Origin of the sequence: Variovorax gracilis (genome assembly GCF_030317115.1) — a bacterium.
Taxonomy (GTDB): Bacteria; Pseudomonadota; Gammaproteobacteria; order Burkholderiales; family Burkholderiaceae_C; genus Variovorax; species Variovorax gracilis.
On the sequence record NZ_JASZYF010000009.1, the window covers coordinates 115196 to 130002 of the forward strand.

Consider the following 14807-nt stretch of genomic DNA (forward strand, 5'->3'; position numbering starts at 1 on the left):
TCGGCCGTCTTGCCCATGGCCCTGATTTGCCCCAACTGCCAGGCGCGAAACCGGTCCGTTGCCAAGTTCTGCATCGAGTGCATCACCTCGCTGCCGACCGGTTGCGCGGATACCGATTTCGCTCCCACGATGCGAGCGCCAGCCAAGACCTCGTATGCGGGTCTGGCCTCGGCATTGAAAGGCCACTTTTCGAAGCCGGCTGGAGCGCCAGCGGCCAAGGCAGGGCCCGCCCATGAAACCGCTGCACCCTCCAAAGGGCTTTGGATCAGCGTCGCCGGCCTGATCGCCGCGCTGGTCGTCGGGTCGGCGGGGTGGATGGTCGCGGGTGCGGGCGGCTGGTATCTCTACACCGCCGGCAGTGCGCAGGTGGACCCTCCGCCAGCGGGCAGTACTCCGAAGGAAGCCTCGCGCGCGGAGGACGTTCATCCTCACGCCGAAGCGGCTCCTCCCGTTGTACCGAAGGTCGAGGCTTCGGACGTTGGCGCGGAGGCTGCACCCGCGATTGCGGACGCAGCGGCTCCACCCGGCGCCGGCAGCGTTGCAGCCGGTCCGGCCACGGTGCGCGCGGCCGCCCCCCGGGCTCGTCCTGCAACATCCGCGGCGCCGCCGCGCGTCCAGGTCCATCAGCCTGGCGCGAGCGAGTCCGTGGCAACGCCTCCAGACCTGGCCGAGGAAACCAGGCCGAAGCCGAAGCCGGTAGCACCACCCGAACCCAAGGCCGCCTGCTCGGCGATGAACTTCATCGCGGCAGCGCAGTGCATGGCAAGGCAGTGCGTGAAGCCCGAGTTCAAGTCGCATCCGCAGTGTGAAGCCGTGCGCCGGCAGCAGCGGCTCGAAGAGGAAAAGCGCAACCCGGTCGCCCCGTGACACGCAACCCGTGTCAGTCGACCGTGATGCCGTTGGTCTTGACCAGAGCGGCCCATCGCGCGATCTGCGACTGCAGGAATGCGCCGAATTCCTTCGGCGTATTGCCGACGGGCTCGATGCCCATCGACAGCAACCGGCGTCGGGTCTCCGGCTGATGGGTGGCGTCCCTCACGGCGGCGGACAGGCGCTCGATCACGGCCGGTGGCGTGGCCGCGGGCACGAAGAAGCCATTCCATTCGACAACTTCGAAGTTCTTGAAGCCGCTCTCCATCACGGTCGGAACGTCGGGCAGCGCTTCCATGCGCTTGGCGCCGGTGGTCGCCAGCGCCCGAAGCCGGCCTGATTGCACATAGCTCAAGCCGGACACGGGGTTGGCAAAGTAAGCCGAGACCTGGCCCGCCAGCAGATCGGTGATCGCAGGCGCACCGCCCTTGTAGGGCACGTGCAGCCAGTCGATGCCGGCGTCGCGCTTGAGCATCTCGGCCGCGAGGTGCGCGGAGCCGCCGGCGCCGTAGGACGCATAGCTCAGCTTGCCGGGATTGGCGCGCGCGAAGTCGATGAACTCCTTGAAGGTCTTGTAGGGCGCCGAGCTCGGCACCACGAGGATGTTGGGCATGTTGATCGCCTGCGACACAGGCACCAGGTCCTTGACCGGGTCGAAGGGCAGCTTGCGCAGCACCGCGTTCACCGCGTAGGGGAAGGTGTCGAAGAGCACCGTGTAGCCATCGGCGGGCGCCTGCAGCACGGCCGTGGCGGCGATGATGCCGCTGGCGCCGGGCCGGTTCTCCACCACGATGGGCTGGCCCAGCAGCGCCGACATGGGCTGCGCCAGCAGGCGGGCGTTGCCGTCCGCGCCGCCGCCTGCTGCGTAGGGCACCACGAGCCGGATGGGCTTCGATGGAAAGGCCGGGGTCTGCGCCGCGGCAGGCAGCGCGGCCAGCGCGACGCCGCCCAGCAACAACTGCCGCCGCGCGGGCGAAAAATCTCTCACGGTCATGCTTGTCTCCTCTGGTTCCGTTGGCAATAAGAACTTCTGCAGAATGCAAGGCTCGCCCCCGAGCCCAAGAAAAATTCATGAAGCTCCAGTTTCTCCAGACCCTCGTTGCGGTGCTTCGACACGGCTCGTTCGCGGCAGCCGCGAAGGAAGTGAACCTCACGGCCAGCGCGGTAAGCCTGCAGATGCAGCAACTCGAGGCCTACTTCGGGCAGCCGCTCTTCGACCGCTCGGCGCGGCAGGTGCGGCCCACGGCTTTCGCAGCCGAGGTCGCGGGCACGATGCAACAGACCCTCGATGCGCTGAAGGCGCTGCGCCTGCGCGAGGACTCGGTGGTCTCGGGCCGCATCCGCCTGGGGACCATCGAGTCGGCCCAGGTGAGCCTGCTGCCGACCGCGATGCAGGTGCTGCGCGACCGGGCGCCCGCGCTGGAGTTCGAGATCACGCGCGGCGTCTCCGCCGCGCTGCTCGACGACGTGAAGGCCGGCCGTCTCGACACTGCCGTGCTGGTGCGGCCGAAGTCCGGCGGATCGAGCCGGCTCACATGGTTTCCGCTGGCCACCGAGACCTTCGTGATGATCGCGCCGCCACATGCACGTCGCGGCTCGCCCGTGGAGATGCTCCGGCGGCACAACTGGATTCGCCTCGACCGCGTCACCACCGGTGGCCACATCGCGGCGCAGTACGTCAACCGCATCGCGCCGCGCACGCGCTGCACCTTCGATCTGCCGGGCACCGACGCGGTGGCGGCGATGGTGTCCGCCGGGCTCGGCGTCTCGGTCGTGCCGGCCCTGCGGCAGGAGGTGCTGCAGGCCTATCCGATGCAGCAGATTCCGCTTGGCAAGGACGCGCCGGTGCGTCACATCGCGATGGTGTGCCGGCCCGCCGATTCCGAAAGCCGGCGCGTGCAAGCCTTGCTGGAAGCCTTCGAGGTCGCGGTGCGCCGGCGTCATCAGAAGCCGTAGAGCGCTTGCGGGTTGTCGACCAGCACTCGCTGCCTCAGCGTCGCGTCGTGCACCCAGCCGCCGATGCGGTCGAGCAGGGCGGCGTCGTCCGGCTTCACGGTCTTCTCGGTGGGATGCGGCCAGTCGCTGCCCCACACGAGCCGCTCGGGCGCGTGCGCGAGCAAAGCCTCGGCCACGTGGGCCCGGCTGTCTTCCGCGCCCGCCACGTCGTCGAGATAGGGCGCCGACAGCTTGACCCAGGTTCGGCCGCGATCGAGCAGGCGGCGCACCACGGCGAAGGCCGGGTGAGCCGGTCCCTCGGGATGCGGCATCCGCGCCAGGTGGTCGAACACGATCGTGCAGGGAATCCGGTCGAGCAGGTCGGCGTGCGCTGCAATCTGGTCCGCGCGCCAGTGCAGTTGCACGTGCCAGCCGAGGGGCTCGATGCGGCGGGCGAGTGGCTCCACCATGTCGAAGCGCGTGACCGCGGTTGCCGCGTCGAAGAGCGTGAAGCGGATGCCGCGAATGCCGCCTTTCTCCAGCGTGCGCAGGGTGGCATCGTCCACGTCCGGATGCAGCACGGCAACGCCGCGCGCCCCGGCCGCACCGAGCTGCCGGATCGCATCGAGCGTGACGCTGTTGTCGGTGCCGTAGACGGTCGGCGTCACCACCACCGTGCGCGACGTGCCGAGCCGGGCCTGAAGGCGCCGGTAATCGTTCGCCGTGGCCTGCGCGAGCACGCGGCCCGGGTCGCCGATGGACGGGAAGCGCGTGTCGTAGACGTGGATGTGCGAGTCGCAGGCCAGCGCAGGCACGGCCAGCGCCGGCGGTGTGCTGCCTGTGGAGTGGGGGACTGGTTCGTGCGGGGTCATCGGGGTGCTTCTGCCTGTTGCTCGACGATCTGCTTCACGTGCTCGCCGATCGCCAGCGACGCAGTCAGCCCTGGAGACTCGATGCCGAAGAGGTTGACCAGCCCGTCGATGCCGTGCTGCCTCGCGTCCTGGATCACGAAGTCGGTCGCCGTGTTGTGCATCGACGATCCCGGCCCCGCGAGGCGAGGGCGGATGCCGGTGTAGCCGGGCTGCAGGTCGTCGTCGCGCAGGCCGGGGTAGTAGCGGCGGATCGCCTCGCGGAAAGTCGGCGCCCGTGAGTCGTCGAAGTGATAGTCCACGCCGTCACGCCAGTCGAGGTCGGGGCCGAACTTGCATTGCCCGCCCAGATCGATCGTGACGTGCGCGCGCAATGCGCCTTCGCGGCCGGTCGGATAGACGAGGTGGTTGAAGGGCGATTTGCGCCCCAGCGTGAAGTAGTGGCCGACGGCGAAATGCAGCGGCGGGATCAGCGCGGCGGGCATGCCCGCGATGGCGCCTGCGACCCGCTGCGCGCCGAGGCCGGCGGCGTTGATCACGTTCCTGCAGCGCACCCGCGTGTGCGCACCGACCTGCAGCACAACGCCGTCGGCGGTGGCTTCGCCCGCCACGACCGCGCTGCGCAGCGCCAGCGTCGCGCCATGCCGCTCGGCATCGCCGAGGTAGCCCAGCATCAGGCCATGGCTGTCGACGATGCCGGTGGAGGGCGAATGCAGGGCGCCGACGCAGCGCACTTCGGGCTCCATGGCGTGAGCCCCGGCGGCGTCGATCAGCCGCAGGTCCGTCACGCCGTGCGCTGCGCCCAGTTCGATGTAGCGCTTCAGTTCGGGCAGCTCGGATTCCTGCGTCGCGACGATGAGCTTGCCGATGCGCCGGTGGCCGATGCCGAGTTCGGCGCAGTAGTCGTAGAGCGCGGCCTTGCCGGCGACGCACAGGCGCCCCTTCAGCGAACCCGGCGCGTACGAAATGCCGGCATGGATCACCTCGGAGTTGCGCGCGCTGGTCTGCGTGCCGAAGGCACCCTCGGCTTCGAGGATGACCACCTCGCGGCCGGCCATCGAGAGCGACCGGGCAATGGCGAGCCCCACCACGCCAGCGCCGATGACGGCGCAATCGATCGTGTCCATCAGTCCGGGCCCTTTGCGCCGGCGGCCGGGTCGCCGAGTCCGAGCCGTCCGTTGTGCTGGCCCAGCGTCGGCGCCGCAAAGGGCTCGGGGCCGTGCGTGCGGCCGAAGGTGACGGCACGCGTGAAGCCGCGGTAGCTGCCCAGCGTCGGATGCGCGAAGGTCGCGACCATGTCCTCGGCCTCCGCCTGCGGGAAGTCGAACATGTCCTCCACCGTGCGCGCCGCGGCGCACGGCACTTCCTCGCCGAAGATGCGCTCCCATTCGAGCGCGCTATGCGAGGCCAGCGCGGCATGCAGCAGGGGCACGATCTCCTCGTGGTGGCGGGCGCGTTTGCGCACGGTGTCGTAGCGCTCCGACAGCAGCGACTGCAGGCCCGTCTTCTCGCAGAGAGCGCGCCAGAAATGCGGCGTGTTCGCCGAGATGTAGAGATGGCCTTCGCGCGTGGGGTGGATGCCGGTGATGCCGCCCGAGCGCATGTCGCGCCCGACCTCGCGCGGCTCGCCCTCGGCCCAGACCAGGCGGGCCGACTGCATCGCGAGCGCGGAGCGCAGCAGCGAGACGCCGACCTGCTGGCCGACGCCGCTCTTCTCGCGCTCGTAGAGCGCCGACGCGACACCGGCCGCCACGAGCGCCGCGGCGTAGTAGTCGACCACCGAACCATAGAGGATCTGCGGCGGCTGGCCCGGTTGCGCCTGCATGGCGCACATGCCGGTCATGGTCTGCAGCACCTGGTCGTAGCCGGCCTTGTCCTTCAGCGGACCGGCCTCGCCGTAGCCGGTGACGGTGCAGTAGATGAGCCGCGGATTGATCGCCTTCAGCGTCTCGTAGTCGATGCCCAGCCGCGCGGGCACGCTGGGCCTGAAGTTGTGGACCAGCACATCGGCCCCGCGCACCAGTGCACGCAAGGCATCGAGGTCGGCGGGCTGCTTGAGGTCGAGCACCACGCCGAGCTTGCTGCGGTTCACGCCAAGGAAAGCGCGGCTCTCGGCCTCCAGCGTGGAAGGGTACTTGCGCAGGTTGTCGCCCGCGGGCGGCTCGACCTTGATGACCTCGGCGCCCTGGTCCGCCAGCAGCGAGCAGCCGTAGGGGCCGGCGATGTAGGCGCTGAGATCAAGCACACGCAGGCCGGAGAGGGGGCCGGCCGCCGGCGTGGACCGGCTTGCAGATTCGTTCATGGCACCAGTCCCAGTCGCCGTGCGCTCGCCACGATGGCGCGGGCGCGTGCCTCGAAGGGGGCGTCGATCATGCGGCCATCGACCACATAGGCGCCCACGCCACCGGCCGTCGCCGCATCGGCCGCCTCCACCACTTTCAGCGAATGCGCGATCTCGGCATCGGTCGGCCGGAAGGCCTCGTTCGCAAGCGCCACCTGGCTCGGATGGATGCAGCTCTTGCCCAGGAAGCCCATGCGGCGCGAGAGCGCGGCTTCCTCGCGGAATCCATCGACGTCGCGCACGTTGGCAAAGGCGCTGTCGTAGGCGTAGACGCCCGCTTCGCCCGCCGCCATACGCACCGCGAACATGGCCTGCCGTACGGCGGAGGCCTCGCGCCGGTCGATGCCCAGCGGCTCGAAGAGATCGCCCAGGCCCATCTGCAGGCCCACCACGCGCGGATGCGCGGCGGCGAGCGCGGCGGCCGCGCGCAAGGCTTTGGGCGTCTCGATGTTGAGCAGCAGGCCGATCGGCGTGCGCACGGCGTTGTCGCGCTCGGCGCGGGCCAGCGCCTCGGCGGCGGCCTGAACGTCGGCCGGGCTTTCGGGCTTGGGCAGGTTGATCACGTGGACGCCGCGCTGTGCGACGGCGGCGACATCGGCGGCGAAGTGCGTTGTGTCAAGGCCGTTCACGCGGACGATCCAGGTCTTGCCATACGTGGCGCCGCCGGCTTGAAGAAAGCCGCGCACCGCGTCGCGCGCCTCGGCCTTGCGCGCCTCGACCACGGCGTCTTCCAGATCCAGGCAGATGCCGTCGGCGTCACTCGACACGGCTTTGGCGAACAGTTCGGGGCGCGACCCTGGCACGAAGAGCTTGCTTCTCATGCCAGCTTCGCCCGCGGATCGTGGCGCGCCAGGCGGCCGAGCAAGTGGTCGACCTCGGCACGCGCGGCCGGTGTCAGCACCGCCGCAGGCTTGCGCTGCGCCGCGGAGCTGAGCAGGCCCCGGCGCTGCAGCACGTACTTGCGCACGGCCAGCCCGACACCCGGCTGCTGCTCGTAGCGCAGCAGCGGCAGGTGGGCGTCGAAGAGGTCGTGCGCCTCCTCGCGCTGGCCTGCGGCCGAGAGCCGCACGACGTCGCAGAGCATGTCGGGGAAGGCATAGCCGGTGTTGGCGCCATCCGCGCCGCGCTCCATCTCGTAGTCGAGGAAGAGGCCGTTGTTGCCGCAGAGTATCGGCAGGCGCCGCATCGAGCCCTCCTTCTCGAAAGCCCGGAGCGCCGAGATCTTCTCGAGCCCCGGCCAGTCCTCGTGCTTCAGCATTGCGCACGACGGAATCTCGGAGACGATGCGGCGGATCACGCCCGGCGTGATCTGCACCGAGAAGGTGAGGGGGTAGTCCTGCAGCACGAAAGGCACGTCGGCGCCGATGGCTTCGGCCGCCTGCCTGTAGTAGCCGACGATCTGGTCGTCGGTGCGCAGGGTGTTCGGCGGCGCGATCATCACGCCGGCCGCGCCGTGTTCCATCACTTCTTGCGTGAGCGCGCGCATGGCCGCGAAGCCGGGCGCCGAGACGCCGACGACCACCGGCAGGTTGGGCGCGCGGCGGATCATCTGCCTGGCGACTTCGACGCTCTCCTGGTGCTCCAGCTTGGGCGCCTCGCCGAGCTGGCCGAGCACGGTGATGCCCGTCGCGCCGCACTGCAGGTAGAAATCCGTCAGGCGGTCGATGGATGCGGTGTCGATGCGGCCGTCGTCGAAGAACGGCGTGGGGGCGATGGGATAGACGCCTCGGGCGTCGCTGGGCAGTCGCATGATGCTCTCCTGTGGAAGCGCAGTGTGCCTCCGCCAGCGGGCGTCGAGCACAAGAAAAACTTGGGAATCGATTAACAAAACGTCGTCGAAGAAGCCGTCCGTTGTCCCTAGGATGGCCGGCGAGACCCTATTCCTCTATGGAGACAACCATGCCCTGTTCCTTGCTCACTCCCCGCCGCGGCGCGATCTCCGCCATCGCGGCGGTCGCCGCCTTCGCGCTGCAGCCCGCCGCCTTTGCACAGGGGGATGCCTTCCCCGCCAAGCCGATCACGATCGTCGTGGGCAGCGCGGCGGGCGGCTCGAACGACGTGTTCGCGCGCGCCATCGGCAAGCGCCTGTCGGATGCGTTCGGCCAGCCGGTCGTGATCGACAACAAGCCGGCCGGCGGGGGCGTCATTGCGAACGCCACGGTGGCGCGCGCCCCGGCCGACGGCTACACGCTGGTGGTGCTGTCGTCCACCTTCACCACAGGCGCCGCGATTCGCACCAACCTGAACTACGACGCCATCAAGGACTTCAAGCCGGTCGCCATGCTGGCCAAGGGGCCGCTGCTGGTCACCGTGAACAAGGACTCGCCCTACAAGACCATCCAGGACCTGGTCGCCGCAGCCAAGGCCAGCCCCGGCAAGCTGAACTACGGCACCTCGGGCGCGGGCAGCATCAACCATTTCGCGACCGAGTTGTTCGCGGGCGCTGCAGGCATCAAGATGACCCATGTCCCCTACAAGGGCATGGGCCCGGCGACCACCGACCTGCTCGGCGGGCAGATCGACGTTCTGGTGGCGAGCGCGCCCTCGATCCTCACGCAGGTGCGAGGCGGCAAGGCGCGTGCGCTGGCCGTGACGACGGCCAGGCGTTCGCCGGTTGCGCCGGAACTCGTGTCGCTGGAGGAGGCGGGCTACAAGGGCAGCGCGCTCGACCTCTGGTGGGGCGTGCTGGCACCGGCCGGAACGCCGCAGGCCGTGGTGGACAAGCTCAATGCGGAGATCAACAAGAACATCCAGTCGAGCGAGATGAAGGCCTTCTTCATCAAGGAAGGCGCGGAGCCGGCGCCGATGAAGCCGGATGAGTTCGCCAGGTTCATCGCAACGGAGATCGAGCGCTGGAAGGGCGTGGCGAAGGCTGCCGACATCCAGCCCGAGTAAGCCGCCCGGGCGTTGATGCGCCGCACCAAAGCGGAGACCGATGCGCCAGAACGGCGCACGCCCATCTTCCCGGCAGCCGGATCGGGACTGATTTCGGTGCCGAACCGGGCCAGGAGACCCCGGATCTGCATGGCACGGAGATTGCACTATCTCCGTCACTGCCCCCTGGCGCTGATGCCGCGGGGTGGTGCCTCCGCTAATGACGGCGGGATTCGAGCGAACCGAAGGCAACGACGCTGCCGGTTCGCTGTTCCAACCCGATTCGCATCCGTTCCACGCGGGGGCTTCACTGCAACAGGCTGACTGGCAGCCTGTCCGGTGGCCTGTCCTCCCGTCATGAGACCGGGTGGGTGCAGGACCCGAAATGAAGATTGCAGTGATTGGCCACGGCATGGTGGGCCACAAGTTCCTCGAACAACTCCACGAGCTGGGCGTCGCGGATGCGGAGGTCACGGTGCTGTGCGAGGAGCCTCGCCCCGCCTACGACCGTGTGCATCTGTCCGAATTCTTTTCCGGCAAGACCGCCGAAGACCTGTCGCTCGTCGAGCCGGGCTTCTTCGAGCGCACCGGCTACACGCTGAGACTGGCCGCCCGGGCGGTCGCCATCGAGCGGCGCGACAACACCATCACCACCGCCGATGGCGAAGTGGTGCACTACGACAAGCTCGTGCTGGCCACCGGATCCTTCCCCTTCGTGCCGGCAGTGCCGGGCCGCGACCGGCCGGACTGCTTTGTCTACCGCACCATCGAGGACCTCGAAGCGATGAAGGCCTGCGGCGCCCGCTCCAGGACGGGCGTGGTCGTCGGCGGCGGCCTGCTGGGCCTGGAATGCGCCAAGGCGCTGCGCGACATGGGCCTGGAGACGCACGTCGTGGAGTTCGCGCCGCGGCTGATGGCCGTGCAGGTGGACGAGGGCGGCGGGCGCGCACTGCGCAACAGCATCGAGGCCCTGGGCGTGCACGTGCACACCGGCCGCAACACGCTGGAGATCACAGACGGCGCGACGGGCCGGCACCGCATGGTCTTCGCCGACGGCACGCACCTGGAGACCGACATGATCGTGTTCTCCGCCGGCATCCGCCCCCGCGACGAGCTGGCGCGCCAATGCGTGCTGGCGGTCGGCCCGCGCGGCGGCGTGGCGGTGGACAGCCATTGCCGCACCAGCGACCGCGACGTCTACGCGATCGGCGAATGCGCCTCGTGGAACGAGCAGACCTTCGGCCTGGTCGCACCGGGCTACGACATGGCCCGCGTGGCCGCGAAGCACATTGCCGGGCAGGACGACGCGGCCTTCACCGGCGCCGACATGAGCACGAAGCTGAAGCTCATGGGCGTGGACGTGGCGAGCATCGGCGACGCGCACGGCAAGACGCCGAGGTCGCGCTCCTACCAGTACATCAACGAGCACAAGCAGATCTACAAGAAGATCGTCGTCAGCGAGGACGGCAAGCAACTGCTCGGCGCTGTTCTCGTTGGCGACGCGGCTGAATACGGCACCTTGCTGCAGATGGCCCTCAACGGCATCACGCTGCCGGCCGATCCGGAATTCCTGATCCTGCCGTCGAGCGACGGCAAGGCCAGGCCCGGCCTTGGCGTGGACTCGCTGCCCGACAGCGCCCAGATCTGTTCGTGCAACAGCGTCACGAAGGGTCAGATCTGCGCCGCGGTCGGCGAGGGCGCTTGCACCGTCGCCGAACTGAAGGCCTGCACCAAGGCCGGCGCCACCTGCGGCGGATGCGTTCCGCTGGTCGGACAGGTCATGAAGGCGGAGATGGCCAAGCGCGGGCTGGCGGTCGACAACCATCTCTGCGAACACTTCCCCTACTCGCGCCAGGAGCTGTACCACCTGGTGCGGGTCGGCGAGATCCGCAGCTTCGACGACCTGCTGGCGAAGCACGGCAAGGGCCTGGGCTGCGACATCTGCAAGCCCACGGCCGCGAGCATCTTTGCCTCGTGCTGGAATGAATTCGTCCTCAAGAAGAATCTGGCCGGCCTGCAGGACAGCAACGACTACTTCCTCGGCAACATCCAGAAGGACGGCAGCTACTCGGTGGTGCCGCGCATGCCCGGAGGCGAGGTCACGCCCGAGGGGCTGATCGCCGTGGGACAGGTGGCGAAGAAGTACGGCCTCTACACCAAGATCACAGGCGGCCAGCGCGTGGACCTCTTCGGAGCACGGGTGGAGCAACTGCCGTCGATCTGGGAGGAGCTGATCGCCGCCGGCTTCGAATCCGGCCACGCCTACGGCAAGTCGCTGCGCACCGTGAAGAGCTGCGTGGGGTCGACCTGGTGCCGCTACGGCGTGGACGACAGCGTGGGCCTCGCCGTCGAACTGGAGAACCGCTACAAGGGTTTGCGCGCACCGCACAAGATCAAGTTCGGCGTCTCGGGCTGCACCCGCGAATGTGCCGAGGCGCAGGGCAAGGACGTGGGCATCATCGCCACGGACAAGGGCTGGAACCTCTACGTGTGCGGCAACGGCGGCATGAAGCCGCGCCACGCCGAGCTGATCGCCACGGACCTCGACAAGTCAGGCCTGATCCGGCTGATCGACCGCTTCCTGATGTTCTATGTGCGCACGGCGGACCGCCTGCAGCGCACCAGCACCTGGCGCGAGAGCCTGGAGGGCGGCCTGGACTACCTGAAGGGCGTGCTCGTCCAGGACACCCTCGGCCTCGGCGCGGAGCTCGAAGCCCAGATGCAGCACGTGGTCGACACCTACCAGTGCGAGTGGAAGACCGCCGTGAACGACCCCGTCACGCGGCAGCGATTCCGCTCCTTCGTCAACAGCGAGAAGCCGGACGAGCACATCGTGTTCGTGGAGGAGCGCGGCCAGCGCCGCCCCGCGCGTGCGGAAGAACGCGCCGAAGCCGACACCGACGTCGCCAGCGTCTGAAACCCGGAGGACATTCCACATGACCACAGAAGCTTCGAGCTGGACCGCCGTGTGCGCCGCCAGCGACATCCTGCCCAACACCGGCGTGTGCGCCCTCGTCGATGGCGTGCATGTCGCGATCTTCCGCGTCGGCCAAGAGCAGGACCTCTACGCCATCGACAACGTCGACCCCAAGGCGGGGGCCAGTGTGCTCTCTCGCGGACTGGTCGGCAGCCTGGGCGACCGCATCGTCGTTGCCTCGCCGCTCTACAAGAACCACTTCGACCTGCGCAACGGCGAATGCCTGGAAGCGCCCGAGCACTCGGTGCGGGCGCATGCCGTGCGCGTGCAGGAGGGCCGCGTGCTCGTCGCGCTTGCCTGATCCCATCGCCAAGCCTCCAACCCAACCAATCACTACTTCTTCAAGTTCCCAAGGAATTCCCATGGCCTATCTGGCACCTGCCGAGTTCGTCACCAAGATGGTCGACGCCGGCGAATCCAAGCTCCTGATGTCCACCCGCGACACGCTGATCCGCTCCTACATGGCCGGTGCCATCCTGGCGCTGGCGGCGGCCTTCGCGGTCAGCGTCAGCGTCAACACGGGCAACGCGCTGGTCGGCGCCATGCTCTTCCCGGTCGGCTTCATCATGCTGTACCTGATGGGCTTCGACCTGCTGACCGGTGTCTTCACGCTGGTGCCGCTGGCCGTGCTGGACAAGCGCCCCGGCGCCACCTGGCGCGGCTGCTTTCGCAACTGGGGGCTGGTGTTCGTCGGCAACTTCGCGGGCGCCCTGACGGTGGCGGTGTTCATGGCGGTCATCTTCACCTTCGGCTTCAGCGAAGCGCCCAATGCCATCGGCGAGAAGCTGGGCCATATCGGCGAAGGCCGCACGCTGGGCTATGCCGCTCACGGCGCGGCCGGCATGCTGACGCTGTTCATCCGCGGCGTGATGTGCAACTGGATGGTGTCCACCGGCGTGGTCGCCGCGATGATGTCGACCACGGTGTCCGGCAAGGCGATCGGCATGTGGATGCCCGTGATGATCTTCTTCTACATGGGCTTCGAGCATTCGATCGTCAACATGTTCCTGTTCCCCACCGGCCTGCTGCTGGGCGGCAAGTTCACCTTGATGGACTACCTCATCTGGAACGAGATCCCGACGGTGCTGGGCAACCTGGTCGGCGGCCTGACCTTCGTCGGCCTGACGCTGTACTCGACCCATTACAAGACGGCGCCCAAGCGCGCCCTGAGCTGAGCGGCAGCTTGCAGAAGGCGTTGCGCGTGACGCTCGGCCAGCATTCGCTGGCCGGGCCACATGGTGTGAACCAGGACTTCCACGGTGCGATGCTGCCGGAGGGCGCGCTGCGCAGCGCCAAGGGCATCGCGGTCGCGCTCGCCGACGGGATCGGCTCCAGCCGCGTGAGCCAGGTGGCGAGCGCCGCGGCGGTGCGCGGCTTTCTCGACGACTACTACGCGACTTCCGATGCCTGGTCGGTGCGACGCTCGGCCCAGCGGGTGCTCGGCGCCACCAACTCGTGGCTGCATGCCCAGACGATGCGCAGCGACGCGCGCTTCGACAAGGACAGCGGCTATGTGTGCACCTTCAGCGCGCTGATTCTCAAGGGCCGGGACGTGCATCTGCTGCATGTCGGAGACGCGCGGGTCCTCCGCCTGCATCCCAACGCGCTGGAACAACTCACGGAAGACCACCGCATCCATCTCTCATCGGTCGAGTCGTACCTGGGCCGCGCACTTGGCGCGGGCCCCCACGTGGAGATCGACTATCGCTGCTGGGAGGCAGAGGTCGGCGAGGTCTACCTGCTGGCCACCGACGGCGCCTACGCGTACCTCGACGCCGAAGCCGTCCACGAAGCGATCGCCCGGTGTGGCGACGACTTCGACGAGGCCGCCCGCTTGCTTGCCGCTGCGGCACATGCGAAGGGCAGCGACGACGACAGCACCGTGCAACTCCTGCGCATCGATCAGCTCCCGCCGGCGGATGCGGCGCAGTTGCAGTTGCAGCGCGAGGCCCTGGCGATCGCGCCCCCGCTGGCGCCGCGGGCCAGGTTCGAGGGCTTCACGGTCGTGCGCGATCTGCAAGTCAGCTCGCGCAGCCATGTGCACCTGGCCATCGACGAGGCGAGCGGGCAGCAGGTGGTGTTGAAGCTGCCTTCGGTCGACCTGCGCGACGACCCCGACTATCTGGACCGCTTCGTCCTTGAAGAATGGGTGGCGCGGCGCGTCGACAGCATCCATGTGCTCAAGGCGAGCCCGATCGACCGGACGCGCGGGCACCTCTATGTCGCCATGGAATACGTCGATGGACAGACGCTGGCGCAATGGATGATCGACCACCCCGCGCCTGCGCTGGACAGCGTGCGCGGCATCGTCGAGCAGCTGGCGAAGGGCCTGCACGCCCTGCACGGCAAGGAGATGCTGCACCAGGACATCCGCCCCGAGAACGTGATGATCGACCGCACGGACACCGTCAAGATCATCGATCTGGCATCGACCCACGTGGCAGGGCTGGCCGACAGCGCGCGAGGCAACCGCGCACTCGCCATCGAAGGCACCCTGCAGTACACGGCGCCGGAGTACTTCGCCGGCCAGGGCGGCAGTGCACGTTCCGACCTGTTCTCGCTGGCGGTCATGGCTTACCAGATGCTCACGAAGCAGTTGCCCTACGGCCTTCATGTGTCGCGGGTCCGGTCCAGCGCGGACGCGAACCGGCTGCGTTATGTGCCGGCGCGCCACTATCGGCCCGATCTGCCCGAGTGGGTCGACGCCGTACTGCAGAAGGCGCTGCACCCGGACCCGGCCAAGCGGCAGGAGGCGGTGTCCGAGTTCGTGCATGACCTTCGGGCGCCGGGCCACGAGTTCATGCGGCCGAGGCTGCCGCCGCTGATCGAACGGCATCCCGTGCTCTTCTGGCAGTACACCACCGTGCTGCTGGCTGGTGCCGTGGTGCTGCTGGTGGGGCTGCGCGTCATCGGTCGGTGACCGGGCGAAGCGGGTCCTGCG

General features: G+C 68.5%; 13 protein-coding genes. 7 read left to right on the top strand and 6 right to left on the bottom strand.

What is annotated here, in order from left to right:
* The first annotated feature begins 15 nt into the window (after nt 1–15).
* Nucleotides 16–867: a hypothetical protein gene (locus QTH97_RS18880; RefSeq protein ID WP_286569959.1), complete on the top strand. Its 852-nt coding sequence runs from the start codon at nt 16–18 to the stop codon at nt 865–867.
* Nucleotides 868–880: 13 nt separating this feature from the next.
* On the opposite strand, the gene QTH97_RS18885 is transcribed toward QTH97_RS18880, so the two are convergent.
* Nucleotides 881–1864, bottom strand: a complete 984-nt coding sequence (locus tag QTH97_RS18885) for a tripartite tricarboxylate transporter substrate binding protein (protein WP_286569960.1) — start codon at nt 1862–1864, stop codon at nt 881–883.
* Between the two features lie 77 nt (nt 1865–1941).
* On the opposite strand from QTH97_RS18885, the gene QTH97_RS18890 reads away from it, so the two are divergent.
* Nucleotides 1942–2826: a LysR family transcriptional regulator gene (locus tag QTH97_RS18890; RefSeq protein ID WP_286569961.1), complete on the top strand. Its 885-nt coding sequence runs from the start codon at nt 1942–1944 to the stop codon at nt 2824–2826.
* On the opposite strand, the gene QTH97_RS18895 is transcribed toward QTH97_RS18890, so the two are convergent.
* From QTH97_RS18895 to QTH97_RS18915, 5 genes are read right to left on the bottom strand one after another with little or no spacing between them, the layout of a single operon-like run.
* Nucleotides 2814–3677 (bottom strand): amidohydrolase family protein, encoded by an 864-nt coding sequence (locus tag QTH97_RS18895; protein WP_286569962.1) that lies wholly within the window; start codon nt 3675–3677, stop codon nt 2814–2816. The genes QTH97_RS18890 and QTH97_RS18895 overlap by 13 nt on opposite strands.
* Nucleotides 3674–4801 (bottom strand): NAD(P)/FAD-dependent oxidoreductase, encoded by a 1128-nt coding sequence (locus QTH97_RS18900; RefSeq protein WP_286569965.1) that lies wholly within the window; start codon nt 4799–4801, stop codon nt 3674–3676. The genes QTH97_RS18895 and QTH97_RS18900 overlap by 4 nt, the downstream gene beginning before the upstream one ends.
* Nucleotides 4801–5976: a CoA transferase gene (locus tag QTH97_RS18905; RefSeq protein WP_286569966.1), complete on the bottom strand. Its 1176-nt coding sequence runs from the start codon at nt 5974–5976 to the stop codon at nt 4801–4803. Before QTH97_RS18905 ends, QTH97_RS18900 begins: the two co-directional genes overlap by 1 nt.
* On the bottom strand, nt 5973–6836 hold the full coding sequence (locus QTH97_RS18910) for an HpcH/HpaI aldolase/citrate lyase family protein (protein WP_286569967.1): 864 nt from the start codon (nt 6834–6836) through the stop codon (nt 5973–5975). Before QTH97_RS18910 ends, QTH97_RS18905 begins: the two co-directional genes overlap by 4 nt.
* Nucleotides 6833–7765, bottom strand: a complete 933-nt coding sequence (locus tag QTH97_RS18915) for a dihydrodipicolinate synthase family protein (RefSeq protein WP_286569968.1) — start codon at nt 7763–7765, stop codon at nt 6833–6835. Before QTH97_RS18915 ends, QTH97_RS18910 begins: the two co-directional genes overlap by 4 nt.
* A 149-nt stretch (nt 7766–7914) precedes the next feature.
* Between QTH97_RS18915 and QTH97_RS18920 the strand changes: the two genes are divergently transcribed.
* The 5 genes from QTH97_RS18920 to QTH97_RS18940 all read left to right on the top strand — a co-directional run bounded on the left by QTH97_RS18920 (nt 7915) and on the right by QTH97_RS18940 (nt 14786).
* Nucleotides 7915–8910, top strand: a complete 996-nt coding sequence (locus QTH97_RS18920) for a Bug family tripartite tricarboxylate transporter substrate binding protein (RefSeq protein WP_286569969.1) — start codon at nt 7915–7917, stop codon at nt 8908–8910.
* Between the two features lie 364 nt (nt 8911–9274).
* Complete coding sequence (nirB, locus tag QTH97_RS18925; protein ID WP_286569970.1) at nt 9275–11806, top strand: nitrite reductase large subunit NirB; 2532 nt, start codon at nt 9275–9277, stop codon at nt 11804–11806.
* A 19-nt stretch (nt 11807–11825) separates the two neighbouring features.
* Nucleotides 11826–12167 carry a nitrite reductase small subunit NirD gene (gene nirD, locus QTH97_RS18930; protein WP_286569971.1) on the top strand — a complete coding sequence of 114 codons (342 nt, stop codon included), beginning with the start codon at nt 11826–11828 and terminating at the stop codon, nt 12165–12167.
* A gap of 61 nt (nt 12168–12228) precedes the next feature.
* A complete protein-coding gene (locus QTH97_RS18935) occupies nt 12229–13041 on the top strand; it encodes a formate/nitrite transporter family protein (protein ID WP_286569972.1) in 813 nt (270 codons plus the stop codon).
* A gap of 8 nt (nt 13042–13049) precedes the next feature.
* A complete protein-coding gene (locus QTH97_RS18940) occupies nt 13050–14786 on the top strand; it encodes a bifunctional protein-serine/threonine kinase/phosphatase (RefSeq protein ID WP_286569974.1) in 1737 nt (578 codons plus the stop codon).
* The last annotated feature ends 21 nt before the right edge of the window (nt 14787–14807 follow it).